Below are 16,413 nucleotides of genomic sequence, written 5' to 3' on the forward strand. Positions count from 1 at the left end.
TTAACTGCGTAGAACTTTTGTAATTTCATACAAAGCAATTCCCAGCGATTGGGCGACATTCATGCTGCTGTTCTTTCCAAACATCTCGATATGGTATGCATTATCACAGCTCTTTAAAATTTCTTCGGAAATTCCATGTCTCTCGTTCCCGGCTACTAAAAGTATTTTTTTTGCCTCAAGATGAAAGTCTGAGATAGGCTTACTTTCTGAAGTGATCTCGACCGCGGTCATTTTATATCCACTGCTCTTAAGATCATTAATAACCTGGGTTGCATCTTCGTAAACTTGAAAATCTACCGTGGTATGGGTATTCCTGGCTGTTCTTTTTAATCGGTTACTGTTCAGATTCGGTGGTGTTCCATGAAAAATAAGCTTTTCAACACCAAATGCATCGGCAAGACGAAAGATACTGCCTATGTTCGCTTCACTGGTGATATTATCTAGCAGCAAAATAACTGGAAATTGTCTGTTCTCAAAATTGGTATTGTCGTGAGTAAGTTGCATAATTAGTTTTCGAATGCGTATTTGATGATGTTTGCCCCCATTTGCAGAGCTTTTAGACGAATCTCTTCCGGGTCATTATGAACTTCCCGACTTTCCCAACCATCACCAAGATCACTTTCTACGGTGTATAAAATCAGTAATCTCCCGTTCTCAAAGATTCCCATAGCCTGAGGTCTTTGCGCATCATGTTCATGGATTTTTGGAAGTCCGTTGGGAAATTTATACTGGTTCCTGAAGATTTCGTGATCCACGGGGATCTCCTGAAGACTTTGTTCGGGAAATAATTCCTTTAATAATGGCCGGATATACTCATCCATTCCATAATTGTCATCGATATGCAGGAATCCGCCACTCAATAAGTATTGCCTGAGGTTTTCTTTTTCAGCTTCGCTAAATATCACATTTCCATGTCCGGTCATATGTACAAACGGAAATTGAAATATATCACTACTTCCAGGCTCTACAGTTTCCGGTTTTTCGTTAAGGGAAGTTTGTAAATTCGTATTGCAAAATTTGATAAGATTGGGTAGGGCAGTTGGATTCGCGTACCAATCTCCACCACCATTATATTTTAGAACAGCAATTTCCTGTGCATTTACCTCAAACGATACCAGCATTAAAAAGAGAATTCCAAATACGAACTTTTTCATGAATTTTGATTGATGAGTGCGACTGTGTGACATGCGGCAATCGCTGCAGTTTCAGTGCGTAACCTGCTTTCTCCAAGACTTATTTGCTGCCAGTTTTCATCCATTGCGGTTTTAATCTCGTTAGAACTAAAATCTCCTTCGGGTCCAATCAAAATATTAATGGTACTATTGGCCTTCAGTTTATTTTGAAGATAGGGTTTCTTTTCATCATCCTCACAGTGAGCAATTAATTTCAAGCCTGGCAATGTTGTCTGCATCAATTCAGAAAAACTTATAGCATCGTTCAATTTCGGGAAATGCATGTGCAATGATTGTTTCATAGCGCTCAATAGCACTCGTTGATAACGTTCCACCTTTACGGTTTTACGTTCACTATGATCACAAATAACCGGCGTAATTTCGTGCACACCAATCTCCATCGCTTTTTCCAGAAACCACTCATAGCGATCGTTCATCTTTGTAGGTGCAACGATCATATGTAAATAATAGGATGGTGCTGGCTGACTTTCAAAAGAACTAATACTGGCGATACATTGCTTTACATCAGCTTGGATGATCTGAGCCTTGAATAGCATCCCAGTTCCATTAGTGATACTTAACTCATCACCTTCGGTTTTTCGTAAAACTTTTACAATATGCCTGCTTTCATCCTTTTGAAAAATCACCTGTTTATCGTATTCTGAAATATTTGGATTGTAGAATAACTGCATATTAAATTTTATATCTCGATTGCGCGGTTACCGAAAAATCGGCAAAATCTTTTTGTAAGTATTTGTGGTATCCTGCGATACCGATCATTGCAGCATTATCTGTGGTGTACTCAAACTTCGGAATAAAACATTTCCAGCCCCATTTTTTTTCAGCATCAACTAAAGCCTGGCGTATTCCACTATTTGCAGAAACTCCGCCACCAATGGCCACTTGAATGATACCGGTCTTTTTAACTGCCTTTTTCATTTTATCCATTAAAATACCTATGATCGTATATTGAATAGAGGCGCAGATATCTTTTAGATTCTTTTCAACAAATTCAGGATCTTCTTTTGTTTTCTTCTGAATAAAATATAAAACGGCTGTCTTAAAACCGCTAAAACTGAAGTTCAGGTCATCAACTTTCGGCTTCGTAAATTGAAAAGCTTTTGGGTCGCCTTCCCTGGCGTACTTATCTATTAACGGGCCTCCTGGATAGGGTAGTCCCAAAATTTTTGCGCTTTTATCGAAAGCTTCACCTACTGCATCGTCCAGGGTTTCGCCAATAACTTCCATGTCAAAATAATCTGAAACCTTCACGATTTGGGTATGTCCACCGCTTATGGTCATAGCCAGAAATGGAAACTCAGGTTTGTCGAATCCTTCCTCTTCAATAAAATGTGCCAGAATATGAGCCTGCATATGGTTGACCTCGATCAAAGGAATTTCCAGACCCATTGCGAGTGACTTGGCAAAGGAGGTTCCAACGAGCAAAGAACCCATAAGTCCCGGACCTCTTGTAAATGCAATTGCAGAGAGATCTTTTTTGTCGATATTTGCCATTTCCAAAGCCTGGTGGATCACTGGAACTATATTCTGTTGATGCGCTCGTGATGCAAGTTCTGGAACAACTCCACCATATTGTTTGTGTACTTCCTGAGTTGCAACAATATTAGAAAGAATTTTACCGTTGGAGAGTACGGCAGCCGCCGTATCATCACAGGAAGATTCTATAGCGAGAATGTTTATTAAATGATCAGCCATTAGATTTATTTGGGAATAGATATTGTAAATTAGTCGCAAAGTTAAAACATAAAAACGTATCAAAAAATTCTGGAAAATACTAACGAAAACAGTGGTTGCACTTGTTTTGTTATTCATTATTTTATTGATCGTGTTTTCCATTCCTGCAGTTCAGACTTCAGTAGCACGCAAACTCACCAATTCTCTTCAGGAAAAAAGTGATGTTACTATAGAAATTGGTCGTGTTTCTATTAGTTATTTTGGGGATATACTCTTGAATGATATCTACGTGGAAGATCATCATGAGGATACGCTATTTACTGCGAAAGAGATCAGTTCTTCTATTCTAAGTTATTCGAAGCTTATGAGTAACGCTCCAGAACTGGGGGATACAAGAATTGATGGCCTGAATATCCATATGCGCAGGTATAAAGGTGAAGACAGAGATAATCTGGGTGTACTTATTCAAAAACTTCAAAAGGAACCAACGGGAGATCCTAAGGATTTTCATCTTACTGCGGAAGATGTGCAGATCACCAACAGTCGCTATAGTTTCATCGACGAAAACCTTGACCGCTCTGATGTTCTGGTCGTTGATGATCTTAATATTTATGCAAACGAGCTAAGGATCTTTAATTCCAATATAGATATTGATATTGGAATGCTTCGGGGCTACGAACATCGCGGGATTCAGATAGATCAGCTTTCTACACTATTTCACTACGATCCAAACCGAATGAGTCTGCAAAATATGATCCTGCAAACTCCGGGATCCATGGTCAATGCCGATCTTTCTTTTGAGTATGACCTATCTGATTTTTCAGATTTTGAGAATCTAGTGCAGGTAGAAGCGAAGTTTCGGGAAAGCATTTTGAACTCCAATGATCTAATTACATTTTATGATGGGTTTGGAGAGAATCAACTCGTAAAGTTTCAGACAGAACTTACTGGTACTTTAAATGATTTTCGCTTAGATGGGTTCCGACTTCAGGGTCTTGATAGAACAGAGATTTATGGGGATTTTCAGGTTGTTGGATCTTTTTCAGATGAGCCGAATTCCTTTAAACTAGATGGTAGTTTTTCAGATTTTAATACCAACTACTATGATATGATCAACTTCCTGCCGGGAGCACTTCAGGGCCAATTGCCTGAAACTCTTCGGGATTTTGGTAATGTGAATATCAAAGGAAATACGGTGGTTACGAATGGATTTCTGGATGCAGATGTAATTATAGCTACACAACTGGGATCTGCAGACGCAGATTTTGAACTCAATAATTTTAATAATTCTGCTGCTTCAAGTTACAAAGGCAAACTGGTCTTTAAGAACTTTAACCTTGGTCGTTTAATAGGCAATACCCAATTAGGGAAAGCGAGTTTTGATATCGACTTTGACGGGAAAGGTCTGGACCAGGAAAATCTGAACACGCAGTTAAAAGGAACCATTGCTAAACTGGAATTTAATAATTATGCTTATTCCAATATCCAGATTATGGGGAATCTTCGGAATCCACTTTTTAATGGTTATTTTAAGTCGAATGATCCTAATCTGGAAATGGAATTTAATGGTCTGGCAGATGTTTCAGAAGAAACCAATGTGTATGATTTTGAAGCTTCCGTAGGATATGCCGACCTCCACGCGCTCAATTTTGTGAATAGAGACACGGTTTCAGTCTTCAAGGGTGATGTGATTATGAATATGCAGGGAACTAATGTTGACAACGCATTTGGAGATATCCTGCTTCTTAATACTTCTTATAAAAACCAGAACGATCTTTATTATTTCGATGATCTTAATATAGCTTCTACATTTGATGGACCAGTTCGAACTATTACGATCAATTCTCCAGATGTTATTAATGGAGAGGTGAGCGGAGTTTTTAAAGTGAACGAAGTTGGTGCGCTAATAGAAAATTCCATAGGTAGTATTTACACGAACTACAAACCAAAAACTATCACGACGAACCAGTATATGGAGTTCGATTTTGATATCTATAACCAGATCGTCGATGTTTTTTATCCTGAAATTGAACTGGCTCCTAATACATTTATTCGAGGTCGGGTGGAGTCTGATGAATCTGAATTTAAATTAACCTTCAGATCTCCAAGAATCGATTTCTTTCAGAATATGGCGGAAGACATTAACCTTCAGGTTGACAATACGAATCCAATTTACAATACCTTCTTTGAAGCCGATAGCGTTTCTACCGATCTTTATAAATTTTCAGAATTCAGTTTTATAAATGTGACTCAGCGCGACACCTTATTCATTCGTTCAGAATTTAAAGGAGGAAAGAATAATTCTGATGAATTCAATCTGAATTTATTTCATACGATAAACGAGAACAGTAAATCTGTGGTTGGGATACAGAAATCAGATTTTAAATTCAAAGAAAAAGTTTGGTACCTGAATGAAAATAGTGATCGTAGTAATAAAATAGTTTTTGATAATAGTTTCCGTGATTTGCAGATCGATTCGCTAGTCATGAGTCATAAGAATGAACAAATTCGACTTAGCGGAAATATGCGGGACAGCACCTATAAAAACTTTAAAATGAAGTTTAGTGAGGTGGATATTGGAAAGATCACTCCAGAAATAGATAGTCTCGACCTTGCCGGGATTCTTAACGGCGATCTCGAACTGCTCCAGGAAGATGGTGCTTATTTCCCGGTTTCAAACTTAAGAATTGACCAGTTTCAGGTGAACGATCTTGTGATGGGTAATCTGGCTCTTGACGTAAGTGGGAACCAGGATCTTAGCACTTACACGGTTTACGCTCAACTTGAGAAGGAAGGCATCGAATCATTATCTGCAATAGGAGATATTAATGTGAATGGCAGCGAACCAAGGATCGATCTGGAAGTGAACATGAATCGCCTGAATATGGGTGTATTTACGCCTTTGGGAGCAGATGTTGTTACAGATATTAGAGGATTTGCCACAGGAAGAGCTTTCGTTACCGGAAATTACAAAAATCCCGATTTCTCCGGATCTTTATCTTTAGCTGAAGCTGGATTACGAATCCCTTATTTGAATGTAGATCTAAATTTTCAGGAAAATGCAGAGATAGATCTTACCCAGCAGCAATTTGTATTTGATAACATTGATATTGTAGACACCAAATTCAAAACGAAAGGAACATTGGATGGTCTAATATCTCATCGTAATTTTTCTGAATGGTTTCTGGATCTAACGCTGGTTTCAGACCGGATCCTTGTCCTGGATACTGAAGCCGATGAAGACGCACTCTATTATGGAACCGCATTTATTGATGGTGAAGCTTCGATCATGGGACCTACAGATGAATTGGTGATTGAAGTGAATGCAGCTACCGAGAGAGGTACAGTTTTTAAAATTCCTCTAAGCGATACTGAATCTGTGGGAGATAATTCTTTTATAAGATTTTTAAGTCCGGAAGAAAAAGCAGCGCGTCTTGCTGGAGAAGAAATTGAAATTCCCGAAGTTAAAGGTCTCGAATTGGTTTTTGATCTTGATATTACCAATGATGCTGAAGTTGAAGTTGTCGTAGACCAGACCAGCGGAAGTACATTGCGTGGCAGAGGTTCCGGGAACTTACTATTGGAGATAAATACCAATGGAAAATTTAACATGTGGGGAGATTTCATTGTTTATGAAGGAGTCTATAACTTTAAATACGCCGGACTCGTTCAAAAGGTATTCACTGTAGAATCTGGCGGAAGTATTAACTGGGATGGAGATCCTATGGATGCCCAACTGGATGTAAGTGCCGTGTACTCATTGAACGCGAATCCTGCCGTTTTACTGGAAAACCCATCGGTCAATCGAAAGATTCCTGTTGATGTAGTTATTAATTTACAGGGAGAAATTGCACAGCCAGAAATTGGTTTCGCGATAGACTTTCCAAGTGCTAGTTCAACCGTGAAATCTGAATTACAGTATCGAATAGATGATAGGGCTACTACCGAGTTACAGGCATTGTTTCTGGTTACTCAAGGTACATTTTACAGTGAGTTTGGATTACGTGGCGCTGCAATTTATGGGACACTTGCCGAAAGAGCTTCCAGTATCGTAAACGATATTTTTGCTGATGATGATGGTAAATTCCAGGTAGGCGTCAATTATGTACAGGGCGACCGGACTCCAGATCAGCAAACCGTGGATAGGTTTGGTTTGACGTTGTCCACACAGATCTCCGATCGAGTGTTGATCAATGGTCAGGTTGGTGTTCCAATTGGAGGAGTAACCGAGTCTGTGATAATTGGAGATCTGGAAATTGATTTTCTCTTAAATGCAGATGGTAGTTTAAGAGCTTCGGTGTTTAACCGCGAAAATAACATTCAGTTTATTGGTGAGAAAATAGGTTTTACACAAGGAGTCGGCCTATCTTATAATGTAGACTTTGATACCTTTAAGGAGTTGATCAGGAAGATCGCAAGCACTACTATTGAAGGTTTTGATGATTCCGAAGAAGAAAAAGATCCTGCAACACCGTCACCTTCACCAGATTTTATGAATTTTAAATCTGAAGAAGAAAATGAATAAAGCTCAAACTTCAGAAATAAATAAAATCTGGGAGTTCTTTTGATTGGCATCCTAAGATTTAGTTTGTAGTTTTAATCTATTAAGAAAATTATCAATGAGTAAGAAATTGAAAAAGATTGGGGTGATGACTTCCGGTGGTGATTCTCCTGGAATGAACGCTGCAATTAGAGCGGTTGTAAGAACCTGCGCATATTATCATGTTGATTGTGTTGGATACTATCGTGGTTTCCAGGGAATGATCGCGGGAGATAGTACTCCATTAACTGCGCGTAGTGTGCGAAATACCATCAACCAGGGTGGAACGATATTACAGTCGGCCAGATCCAAGGAATTCATGACCAAAGAAGGACGGGCTAAGGCTGCTGCCAACCTCAAAAAAGAAGGAGTAGACGCCATGATCCTTATTGGAGGTGATGGAACATTTACCGGAGGTCAGGTTTTTAGCAAGGAGCATAATTTTCCAGTAATTGGTGTGCCTGGAACTATCGATAACGACATTTTTGGAACTCATTATACCATTGGTTACGATACGGCATTGAATACAGTTATCGAAGCTATTGATAAGATACGTGATACGGCAAGTTCCCATAACCGACTATTTTTTGTAGAAGTAATGGGTAGGGATGCAGGTTTTATAGCATTGAATACCGGCATTGGCGCTGGTGCTGAAGAGATTTTGATTCCTGAAGAAGATCTTGGTTTGGATCGACTACTGGATTCTCTGGAACGTAGCCGAAGAGCTGGAAAAACTTCCAGTATCGTAGTGGTTTCTGAAGGTGATAAAATAGGAAAGAATGTTTTCGAACTCGCAGAATATGTGAAAGAGAATCTGCCATTTTACGATGCTCGGGTAACTGTTTTAGGACATATTCAAAGAGGAGGAAGGCCTTCCTGTTTTGACAGGGTTTTGGCGAGTAGGCTAAGTGTCAAAGCTGTCGAGCTTCTGTTAGACGGAAAGCGTGACCTGATGGTGGGAATGATGAATAATGAAATTGAAAGCTGTAGCCTGGACCAGGCATTAAAAGGAAAGCATAATATTAATAAAGACCTTTTACGTATTTCTGAAATACTCTCAACTTAATGAAGACTATAGCGATCATTGCCCATGACGGGAAGAAACCTGAAATGGTTCAGTTTCTGAATCAGTTTAACGAAGTTCTAAATTCGAAGGAAATCAAGATCATCGCCACCGGAACTACTGGTGCTAAGACCGAAGCTGCAGGTTATAAAGTAGAAAAGTTACTCTCTGGTCCTTTGGGTGGAGATGCTCAGATCGCTGCCAGAATTGCTGAAAAGCAGGTCGACATGGTCATTTTCTTTAGAGATCCACTGGATAAACATCCTCACGAACCAGATATTTTTATGCTCATGCGATTATGTGATGTTCATAATGTTCCCTTAGCGACAAATCCTGCAACTGCCAGACTTTTAATTAGAGGCCTGTAATTAGGATTTAACCGCGATCGCGCTAATTTCAACATTTACAAACTTTGGAAGATTTGCAACTTCCACAGTTTCTCTTGCCGGAGCATTTTCTGAAGCGAAATATTTAGCGTAGACTTCATTGATCTTTCCGAAATTATTCATGTCACTAATAAAAATTGAAGTTTTGACTACATGATCAAGGGTCAAACCAGCTTCAGTTAGAATAGCCTTCAGATTTTCCAATACCAGTGTTGTTTCAGCTTCAAGATCTTCAGTTTTTAGATCACCGGTGGCCGGATCTATCGCAATCTGTCCGCTTATATATAAAGTGTCTCCAGCGAAAATTGCCTGGTTGTAAGGTCCTATGGGTGCTGGAGCACTGTTGGTTTTGATGATCTTTTTCATAACTGTTTATTTTATAAGGTTCTATCGCGATCCCGTCGCTTTTCATATTTAATATCACTTAATACGCTCGCCTTGATCCTGATCAGGAAGTTCCATGACTTTCTAGGCCCAAAAGGAACCCAGCTAAAACTCATCAACCAGCTATCTAGATCACGTTGAAAACGTAATTGAGTAGGAGTGACACCGCTATTTACAAGGTCGTAACCGGTGCTGGCTCCAATTTTCCATTTTGGTGCGATCTCTATATTTCCATTAAACATTAATGAATGAGCAGAAACAGTATTCTGCCTGGCCGAATTTGTGTAATTCATAGCATAAGCTACACGTACATCCCATGGAATATTATAATTGTACCATCCATTTTCATTCTCTTCTTCATCACCTTCGAAAGGATCTTCATCGAAAAGACGGCCATCTTCGCCCATTCCTGTTCCGAAGAGATCATCAGGACGTCCACCATTTCTATAGGTTTCATTGTCCATATCATCGGTTTCTTCCTCTTCAACGCCTTCAAAATCCTTGTTGGAAAAGGAATAGCCAAAGTTCACTGTTCCCGCGGTAAGTCGAAATAAGCTTCCGCCGTTCTCAATATTCAGCTTATCGATCCTGCGATTATTGTTATCCAGAGCGTATATATCTAAATTTCCTCCAAAGTTAATGTCCAGCTTATTTTTGATTACCGGAATGGAACCTCGAAGTGAAATAGGGGACAGGCGCAAAGAATCTCCAGCAAGATTATAACTTGTTCCTATACTAAAGTTATTTAGTAAAGTGATCTTTTCTGGTTCTATAGCAGTACTATCCTTCGATCTAACCTTGGCTTCAATAGTGTTACTTAAGCTGAAGCCTAATGAACTGGAAAAATTTCTTCCTGGTGCTCCATATAAAGTTCCGTCAAACCTGGAATAATCTACGAGTTCTTCAATGATCTCTCCATTTTCATCTTCAGATTCCTGGATATACTGATCATAAAACCTGTCAAAACCTGGATTGATATTATAACTTACTGAAGGTCTCATGACATGGCGAATCGCCTGTATTTTTTTATCCTTTCCGAAGGTTTTCCTACCATATAGCGTAGTTCCAAGGCTAGTATTGAAGTTGTAAGTACGATAAGAGTCAAAACCTTTAATTGTGTCTATCACGACATCATCCAGCACAGGATCGTAAGACCTTTCAAAAGTTCTGGAAACCCAGGTTTCTTCATAGCTGGTACCTGTGGAAACACTTAAATATTTAAATAGCTTAAAGTTCGTATTTAGCGGAATACTATGTTGTGCGCCCAGCCTTGCATCATCAAACATTTGCGGAGTCAGAAAAAGGGAGTCTGCAGTATTGATCTGGTTCTCTGCCCGTAAGTTATACTGAAGGTTAATGTTCTCAATAAAGCCTTTTTTACTACCTGTAGCCGGAGCCAGAGGATAGATACGAGACATACTTAATTGTAAAGTTGGCAAACTAAGATTCACCGAATTAGTTCTGGTATTTTGGGAGTGACGCGCGGCCAGACTCAAATTCACCTGAGGTTCACCAGGAAATGTCTTACTGTATGAAACCGAAGAGTTTAGTTCGTTATTCAGGTAATTCCCTGTGTTTGCCTGATTAATGGATTCGGCATAATACTCGCTGCTCCCCAAGTTTACTGAAGCTGAAAACCTGGAATTAGGACTGGCTTTTGGATCCTGGCTATGAGACCACTGGATGTTATAGCTGGATCTTTCAGCAAAATCCGGGAAGCCTCTTTCACTCGTGAATAACTTTTCAAACCTTACTCTTGCATTTCCACGATACTTATACCTGTTTGCGTAATTGGATGAAAATTCCAGAGTGTAAGAGCCGTTCGTATAATAACTACCTAAAGCCAGTAGATCCACATAATCACTAATAGCAAAATAATAACCACCATTCTGGAGGTTATAACCATACTGGGAATCTCCAAACGACGGAATGATAAAACCTGAAGTTTCCTCATCTGTTAACGGGAAATACCCAAATGGAAGTCCTAGAGGAGTAGGAACATCTGCGATATACATATTCACGAGTCCGGTCACGATCTTCTTCTCAGGTACGAACTTGATCTTCCTCGCATAGAAGAAATACTCCGGGTTATCCACATCCTGAGAAGTGGTAAACCGAACATTTTTCATGAAATAAACCGAATCATTTTCCCGTTTGGTCACCATCCCTTTTACATTAAAGTCGGCTTCCTGGGTTCGGGAATTGTAAACCAATGCTCTTTCAGTATCGAAATTGAACCGAAGTGAATCTGGCTCTACTTTTCTATTTGCCTGGGTGAAAATAGGTTTTTGTATATATTCTCCCAGGGAATCCTCAATTCCATAGGCGAAAAACTCATTCTTATTGTTATCGATAACGATGAGTCCTGCCTCTATGGTCATATCACCATAGACGATCTTTGCCTCGTTATACAGGTAGATCTTATTTTCTTTTGGGCTTAAGCGCATGTAATCTTTGGCGCTATAATCCACAACATCGGTAATAAACTGGGGTTTTTTGACTGAATCCTGCTTAATGGTATCGGTAACCTGCAGGTCCTGGGTGATCTGTTCAGGACTAACTGCGGGAGCAACGCTATCCTTTTGACTTTCAACAGGGATCGAGTTATTTCCAATCTCCTGAGCATGCAAAAGTGAGGTCATAAATAGCGTGAAAACTAAGCAAGAAAGTGTATTGGGGATATTTGTTTGCAATGCTTTAAGTGCTATTTTTGTACGGATTGGCTTGCTTTTTGCAAATCCAAAATTACATATATTTTTTTAGCTGAGTTTTGAGACTGCAGGAAAAATAGCAATAAAATATTCACCCCACACAAGCGTTAGCTTTCTATGAGAACGAACTTACTTAATCTTTTCGTATTCACAAGCCTTTTCTTTGTTACATCAATGGCAACTTTTTCTGCTGAAATCCCTCCAAATCTGGATGAATTTGTAGTAGTTCTCGATGCTGGTCATGGCGGAAAAGATCCCGGTAACATGGGGAATGGTTACAAGGAAAAGGATATTGCTTTGAGCATCATCCTGAAGATTGGTGCCGAGCTTGAAAAATATAAGAATATAAAGGTAGTGTATACCAGAAAGTCTGATGTATTTGTAGAACTCTTCGAAAGAGGTAGAATTGCCAATGAAGCGAATGCAGATCTTTTTGTATCTGTACATTGTAATTCACATAATTCCCAGGCTTCAGGAACCGAAACTTTCGTGCTTGGACTTAACAGGAATGAGACCAATTTTGAAGTGGCGAAAAAAGAAAACTCGGTGATCTACCTCGAAGATAACTATGAAGTTACTTATGCCGGGTATGATCCTAATTCACCTGAATCTACTATTGGGCTTACGATCATGCAGGAAGAATATTTGGATCAAAGTATTTTGCTTGCAGATCTTGTTCAGAAACAATTTACCAATACACTAAAGAGAAAGAATAGAGGAGTGAAGCAAATGGGACTAATTGTGCTGCATCAAACCTACATGCCGAGCGTGCTTGTGGAGACTGGTTTCCTTACAAATAACCAGGAGGGACCTTATCTTAATAGTTCTAGAGGGAAGGATGATATGGCCCGTGCAATTACCAATGCTATTCTAAATTACAGTAAAACAATTAATTTAAATACACTTGAGCAAGTAGCTGCAAATCAATCTAATGAAACTGTGGATAAGGGAGTTTTACCGGAATCCCAGGTTTTTCAAGATGTACTATTCAGAGTGCAGCTTGCGGCCGGCTCAAAAAAGCTGGATACAAAACCTTACAACTTCAAAGGAATTAAGGGTGTAAGCAGGGAGAAAGAAGGTAAACTTTACAAGTATTATTATGGAGCAACTTCAGATTATCTCAAGATTCAGAGAATGCATAATGAAGCAGTAAAAAGTGGATACACAGATAGTTATATCGTAGCCTTCAGAAATGAGCAAAAAATAACGCTTAATGATGCGTTAAAATCAAAGCTAAAATAGAAGTGCTTTTCTATTTTTATTTCTAAATTTGTGCGTATTCACTTAAAAAATTGCTTTTGAAATATTCCAGAGAGGTAAAAACTGCCGTTCTAGCTATCGTAGCGATAGTTATTTTATTATTTGGTTATAGTTTTCTCAAGGGAGAAAATCTCCTCGCCCAGAATCGAATTTTTTATGCTGAATACGATGATGTAGAAGGACTCTCACCATCTTCTGAAGTTACTATCAACGGTCTTAAAGTTGGTCAGGTAAGCAGCATAGAGTTCAAAGATAATTCAGGAAGACTTGTTGTAAGTTTTACTGTAAAAAATGATTTCAAGTTTTCGAAGAATAGTAAGGTGAACATTTATGGTGGAAGTATCATAGGTGGGAAATCTTTAGCTATTGTTCCAAATTATGATCAGAAATCTGAATGGGCTCAGTCTGGAGATACACTCGAGGGTGATAAAGAAGAAGGGATCATGGAGCTTGTGAATGATAAACTGACTCCTTTACAGAATAAACTGGAGAATACAATCACCAGTGCAGATTCAATGTTAACGGCCATCACAGAAATTTTAGATGACTCTACCAGTAACAATATTCGCGGTACTTTTAGAAATCTTGATGCTACCGTATCATCATTTAGAGTAACTGCAGATGAGCTTCAGGGTATAGTAAAGGGAAATAGTTCTAAGATCGATCGAACGTTTACGAATCTTGATGAGATGTCTACGAACTTCAATAAGTTTTCAGACACTTTATCCACTATGAATATTGGCAAGATCACCTCAGATCTTGAAAAGGTAATTGCAGATTTTGAAGGAATCTCGAATAAACTGAACAGCAAGGAAGGAACCGCAGGAAAATTGATCAATGATGATGCTGTCTATAATAACCTGGATCAGGCAACCAAACAGCTAGAACAACTCCTACAGGATATCAAACTTAATCCAAAGCGCTACGTTCATTTCTCAGTTTTCGGTAAGAAAGCTGGAGAATATGAAGAACCGGAAGATTCCTTAAAATAAATCTATCATGCAAATTGTTTCGCAAATCCTATTTGTGATCGCTCTTTTAGTGGGCGTTGGCTTTTTCGCCAGAAATATCAAAAGACTTATTAGAAATATCAAATTAGGTCGGCAAATCGATCGAACAGATAATGGTGGAGAAAGATTTGCCAAAATGGCCAGAATAGCATTAGGGCAGAGTAAAATGGTAAAAAGACCGGTTTCCGGTTTTCTACATATTATCGTTTACGTGGGCTTTATTATTATAAACATAGAAGTTCTCGAAATCGTTATCGACGGAATTTTTGGTACTCATAGAATCTTTTCTTTTCTAGGTGGCACTTATGATGTCCTCATCGCAAGTTTCGAAATTTTAGCTTTCCTGGTTTTTGTTGGAGTAGTGATCTTCTGGATACGTAGAAACGCACTAAACATCTACCGTTTCCTTGGTCGTGAATTGAAAGGCTGGCCTAAGAATGATGCAAATTACATCCTGTATTTTGAAATGGTGCTAATGGCATTATTTCTTATCATGAATGCTACAGACTATCAACTGCAAATGAATGGAGCAGATCATTATGCTTCAGAAGCAGGTATAATGGGTAGCTTTCCAATAAGTCAGTTTTTACTTCCTATTTTCGACGGAATGAGCAACGCGACTCTTATCATCATTGAAAGAGCCGCCTGGTGGTTGCATATTCTTGGAATTCTATTCTTTCTTAATTATTTATACTACTCAAAACATTTACATATTCTACTAGCGTTTCCTAACGTATATTTTTCAAAACTTAGTCTTCAGGGGAAATTTGATAACCTGGAGGCAGTTCAGAAGGAAGTAGCGCTGATGATGGATCCAAATGCCGATCCTTTTGCAGCTCCTGCGGAAGGCGAGGATGAAGGAGAGCCGGAAAAATTTGGAGCTTCAGATGTCTTTGATCTTAACCAGGTTCAATTGCTGAATTCCTATACCTGCACAGAGTGTGGAAGATGTACTTCTGAATGTCCTGCGAACCAAACCGGGAAAAAACTTTCTCCAAGAAAGATCATGATGGACACTCGTGACAGGCTCGAGGAAGTAGGTGAGAATATTACCAAGAACGGGAAATTTGAAGATGACGGTAAGCAATTACTGGATGACTATATTCTTAGAGAAGAATTATGGGCGTGTACTACCTGTAATGCATGTGTAGAGGCCTGTCCTGTGGGGATCGATCCATTATCCATTATTCTGGATATGAGAAGATACCTGGTAATGGAGCAAAGTGCCGCTCCTAATGAGTTATCCATAGCGATGACAAATATTGAAAACAATGGTGCACCATGGCCTTACAACCAGATGGACCGTTTGAACTGGGCCAAAGAAAATTAATACATTAGAATTATATAAAGATCGATAATATGGCAGAAGCACTCAAAGTACCTACAATGGCAGAATATATGGCAGAAGGCAAAAAGCCTGAAGTTCTGTTCTGGGTTGGTTGTTCGGGAAGTTTCGATGATCGTGCTAAAAAAATCACTAAGGCATTCGTAAAACTTTTGCATAAGGCTGGAGTGGACTTTGCTGTTTTAGGAACCGAGGAAAGCTGTACCGGGGATCCTGCAAAAAGAGCTGGAAACGAATTTCTTTTCCAAATGCAGGCTGCTACAAATATTGAGGTGTTGAATGGTTATGAGATTAAAAAGGTGGTTACTGCCTGTCCTCACTGTTTCAATACCATCAAAAATGAATATCCAGCTCTTGGTGGAAATTACGAGGTAATGCACCACACTCAATTTTTAAAAGATCTTTTGAATGAAGGTCGTCTAAAAGTTGAAGGAGGAAAATTCAAAGGAAAAAGAATTACTTTCCATGATCCATGTTATTTAGGTCGCGCGAACAATGAATATGAAGCTCCTCGTGATCTTCTGCGGAAGCTTGAAGTTGAGCTTGTTGAAATGCGTAAGTGTAAGAAGAATGGCTTATGCTGTGGAGCCGGAGGAGGACAAATGTTCAAGGAACCTGAACCAGGAAACAAGGATGTGAACATCGAACGTACTGAACAGGCTATGGAAGTGAAACCTGAAATTATTGCCGCTGGTTGTCCATTCTGCAATACCATGATGACAGATGGGGTTAAAAACAAGGAAAAGGAAGATAGTATCGAAGTTATGGATGTTGCTGAAATGATCGCCAGCGCAGACGAACTTTAAATTCTAAAAGTTAAAAGACCAGTCTCTATTTGACTCCAAGG

At 39.1% G+C, this 16,413-nt stretch carries 13 protein-coding genes; 7 read left to right on the forward strand and 6 right to left on the reverse strand.

Annotated elements, in window-relative coordinates; all coding sequences use genetic code 11:
• Genes ACNKXS_RS11450 through tsaD form a run of 4 tightly spaced genes read right to left on the reverse strand, consistent with a single transcriptional unit; the run spans position 1 to position 2,888 of the window.
• Complete coding sequence (locus ACNKXS_RS11450) at positions 1-504, reverse strand: TrmH family RNA methyltransferase (RefSeq protein ID WP_417920958.1); 504 nt, start codon at positions 502-504, stop codon at positions 1-3.
• A gap of 2 nt (positions 505-506) precedes the next feature.
• On the reverse strand, positions 507-1,154 hold the full coding sequence (locus tag ACNKXS_RS11455) for a DUF4159 domain-containing protein (protein WP_417920959.1): 648 nt from the start codon (positions 1,152-1,154) through the stop codon (positions 507-509).
• Positions 1,151-1,864, reverse strand: a complete 714-nt coding sequence (locus tag ACNKXS_RS11460) for a 16S rRNA (uracil(1498)-N(3))-methyltransferase (protein ID WP_417920960.1) — start codon at positions 1,862-1,864, stop codon at positions 1,151-1,153. The genes ACNKXS_RS11455 and ACNKXS_RS11460 overlap by 4 nt, the downstream gene beginning before the upstream one ends.
• A 1-nt stretch (position 1,865) precedes the next feature.
• Entirely contained in the window at positions 1,866-2,888 is a 1,023-nt protein-coding gene (tsaD, locus tag ACNKXS_RS11465) for a tRNA (adenosine(37)-N6)-threonylcarbamoyltransferase complex transferase subunit TsaD (RefSeq protein ID WP_417920961.1), read from the reverse strand.
• A gap of 91 nt (positions 2,889-2,979) precedes the next feature.
• Here tsaD and ACNKXS_RS11470 point away from each other — a divergent pair, with 91 nt between their 5' ends.
• The 3 genes from ACNKXS_RS11470 to ACNKXS_RS11480 all read left to right on the forward strand — a co-directional run bounded on the left by ACNKXS_RS11470 (position 2,980) and on the right by ACNKXS_RS11480 (position 8,838).
• Positions 2,980-7,392, forward strand: a complete 4,413-nt coding sequence (locus ACNKXS_RS11470) for a translocation/assembly module TamB domain-containing protein (protein ID WP_417920962.1) — start codon at positions 2,980-2,982, stop codon at positions 7,390-7,392.
• A gap of 94 nt (positions 7,393-7,486) precedes the next feature.
• The gene (pfkA, locus tag ACNKXS_RS11475) at positions 7,487-8,473 is read left to right on the forward strand and encodes a 6-phosphofructokinase (RefSeq protein WP_299155564.1); all 987 of its coding nucleotides are present in this window, start codon (positions 7,487-7,489) and stop codon (positions 8,471-8,473) included.
• Entirely contained in the window at positions 8,473-8,838 is a 366-nt protein-coding gene (locus ACNKXS_RS11480) for a methylglyoxal synthase (protein WP_141877705.1), read from the forward strand. Before pfkA ends, ACNKXS_RS11480 begins: the two co-directional genes overlap by 1 nt.
• Here the strand turns inward: ACNKXS_RS11480 and ACNKXS_RS11485 are convergent, their stop codons facing one another.
• Together ACNKXS_RS11485 and ACNKXS_RS11490 are read right to left on the reverse strand one after the other, a co-directional pair.
• Positions 8,839-9,222, reverse strand: coding sequence for a RidA family protein (locus ACNKXS_RS11485; protein ID WP_417920963.1), 384 nt, complete (start codon positions 9,220-9,222; stop codon positions 8,839-8,841). It lies immediately after the preceding gene.
• A gap of 11 nt (positions 9,223-9,233) precedes the next feature.
• A complete protein-coding gene (locus tag ACNKXS_RS11490) occupies positions 9,234-11,882 on the reverse strand; it encodes a putative LPS assembly protein LptD (protein ID WP_417920964.1) in 2,649 nt (882 codons plus the stop codon).
• A gap of 186 nt (positions 11,883-12,068) precedes the next feature.
• On the opposite strand from ACNKXS_RS11490, the gene ACNKXS_RS11495 reads away from it, so the two are divergent.
• Genes ACNKXS_RS11495 through ACNKXS_RS11510 form a run of 4 tightly spaced genes read left to right on the forward strand, consistent with a single transcriptional unit; the run spans position 12,069 to position 16,372 of the window.
• Entirely contained in the window at positions 12,069-13,193 is a 1,125-nt protein-coding gene (locus tag ACNKXS_RS11495) for an N-acetylmuramoyl-L-alanine amidase family protein (protein WP_417920965.1), read from the forward strand.
• Positions 13,194-13,249: 56 nt separating this feature from the next.
• Positions 13,250-14,203: an MlaD family protein gene (locus ACNKXS_RS11500; protein ID WP_417920966.1), complete on the forward strand. Its 954-nt coding sequence runs from the start codon at positions 13,250-13,252 to the stop codon at positions 14,201-14,203.
• 7 nt (positions 14,204-14,210) lie between these two features.
• On the forward strand, positions 14,211-15,551 hold the full coding sequence (locus tag ACNKXS_RS11505; RefSeq protein ID WP_417920967.1) for a 4Fe-4S dicluster domain-containing protein: 1,341 nt from the start codon (positions 14,211-14,213) through the stop codon (positions 15,549-15,551).
• 29 nt (positions 15,552-15,580) lie between these two features.
• Positions 15,581-16,372, forward strand: coding sequence for a (Fe-S)-binding protein (locus ACNKXS_RS11510; RefSeq protein WP_141877711.1), 792 nt, complete (start codon positions 15,581-15,583; stop codon positions 16,370-16,372).
• The last annotated feature ends 41 nt before the right edge of the window (positions 16,373-16,413 follow it).

Origin of the sequence: Christiangramia marina (genome assembly GCF_048285865.1) — a bacterium.
Classification (GTDB): domain Bacteria; phylum Bacteroidota; class Bacteroidia; order Flavobacteriales; family Flavobacteriaceae; genus Christiangramia; species Christiangramia marina.

Bases quoted from the DNA above. Each gene is read 5' to 3' on its own strand.
- ACNKXS_RS11450 (WP_417920958.1), bottom strand. From the start codon at position 504: ATGCAACTTACTCACGACAATACCAATTTTGAGAACAGACAATTTCCA.
- ACNKXS_RS11455 (WP_417920959.1), bottom strand. From the start codon at position 1,154: ATGAAAAAGTTCGTATTTGGAATTCTCTTTTTAATGCTGGTATCGTTT.
- ACNKXS_RS11460 (WP_417920960.1), bottom strand. From the start codon at position 1,864: ATGCAGTTATTCTACAATCCAAATATTTCAGAATACGATAAACAGGTG.
- tsaD (WP_417920961.1), bottom strand. From the start codon at position 2,888: ATGGCTGATCATTTAATAAACATTCTCGCTATAGAATCTTCCTGTGAT.
- pfkA (WP_299155564.1), top strand. From the start codon at position 7,487: ATGAGTAAGAAATTGAAAAAGATTGGGGTGATGACTTCCGGTGGTGAT.
- ACNKXS_RS11480 (WP_141877705.1), top strand. From the start codon at position 8,473: ATGAAGACTATAGCGATCATTGCCCATGACGGGAAGAAACCTGAAATG.
- ACNKXS_RS11485 (WP_417920963.1), bottom strand. From the start codon at position 9,222: ATGAAAAAGATCATCAAAACCAACAGTGCTCCAGCACCCATAGGACCT.
- ACNKXS_RS11490 (WP_417920964.1), bottom strand. From the start codon at position 11,882: ATGACCTCACTTTTGCATGCTCAGGAGATTGGAAATAACTCGATCCCT.
- ACNKXS_RS11495 (WP_417920965.1), top strand. From the start codon at position 12,069: ATGAGAACGAACTTACTTAATCTTTTCGTATTCACAAGCCTTTTCTTT.
- ACNKXS_RS11505 (WP_417920967.1), top strand. From the start codon at position 14,211: ATGCAAATTGTTTCGCAAATCCTATTTGTGATCGCTCTTTTAGTGGGC.
- ACNKXS_RS11510 (WP_141877711.1), top strand. From the start codon at position 15,581: ATGGCAGAAGCACTCAAAGTACCTACAATGGCAGAATATATGGCAGAA.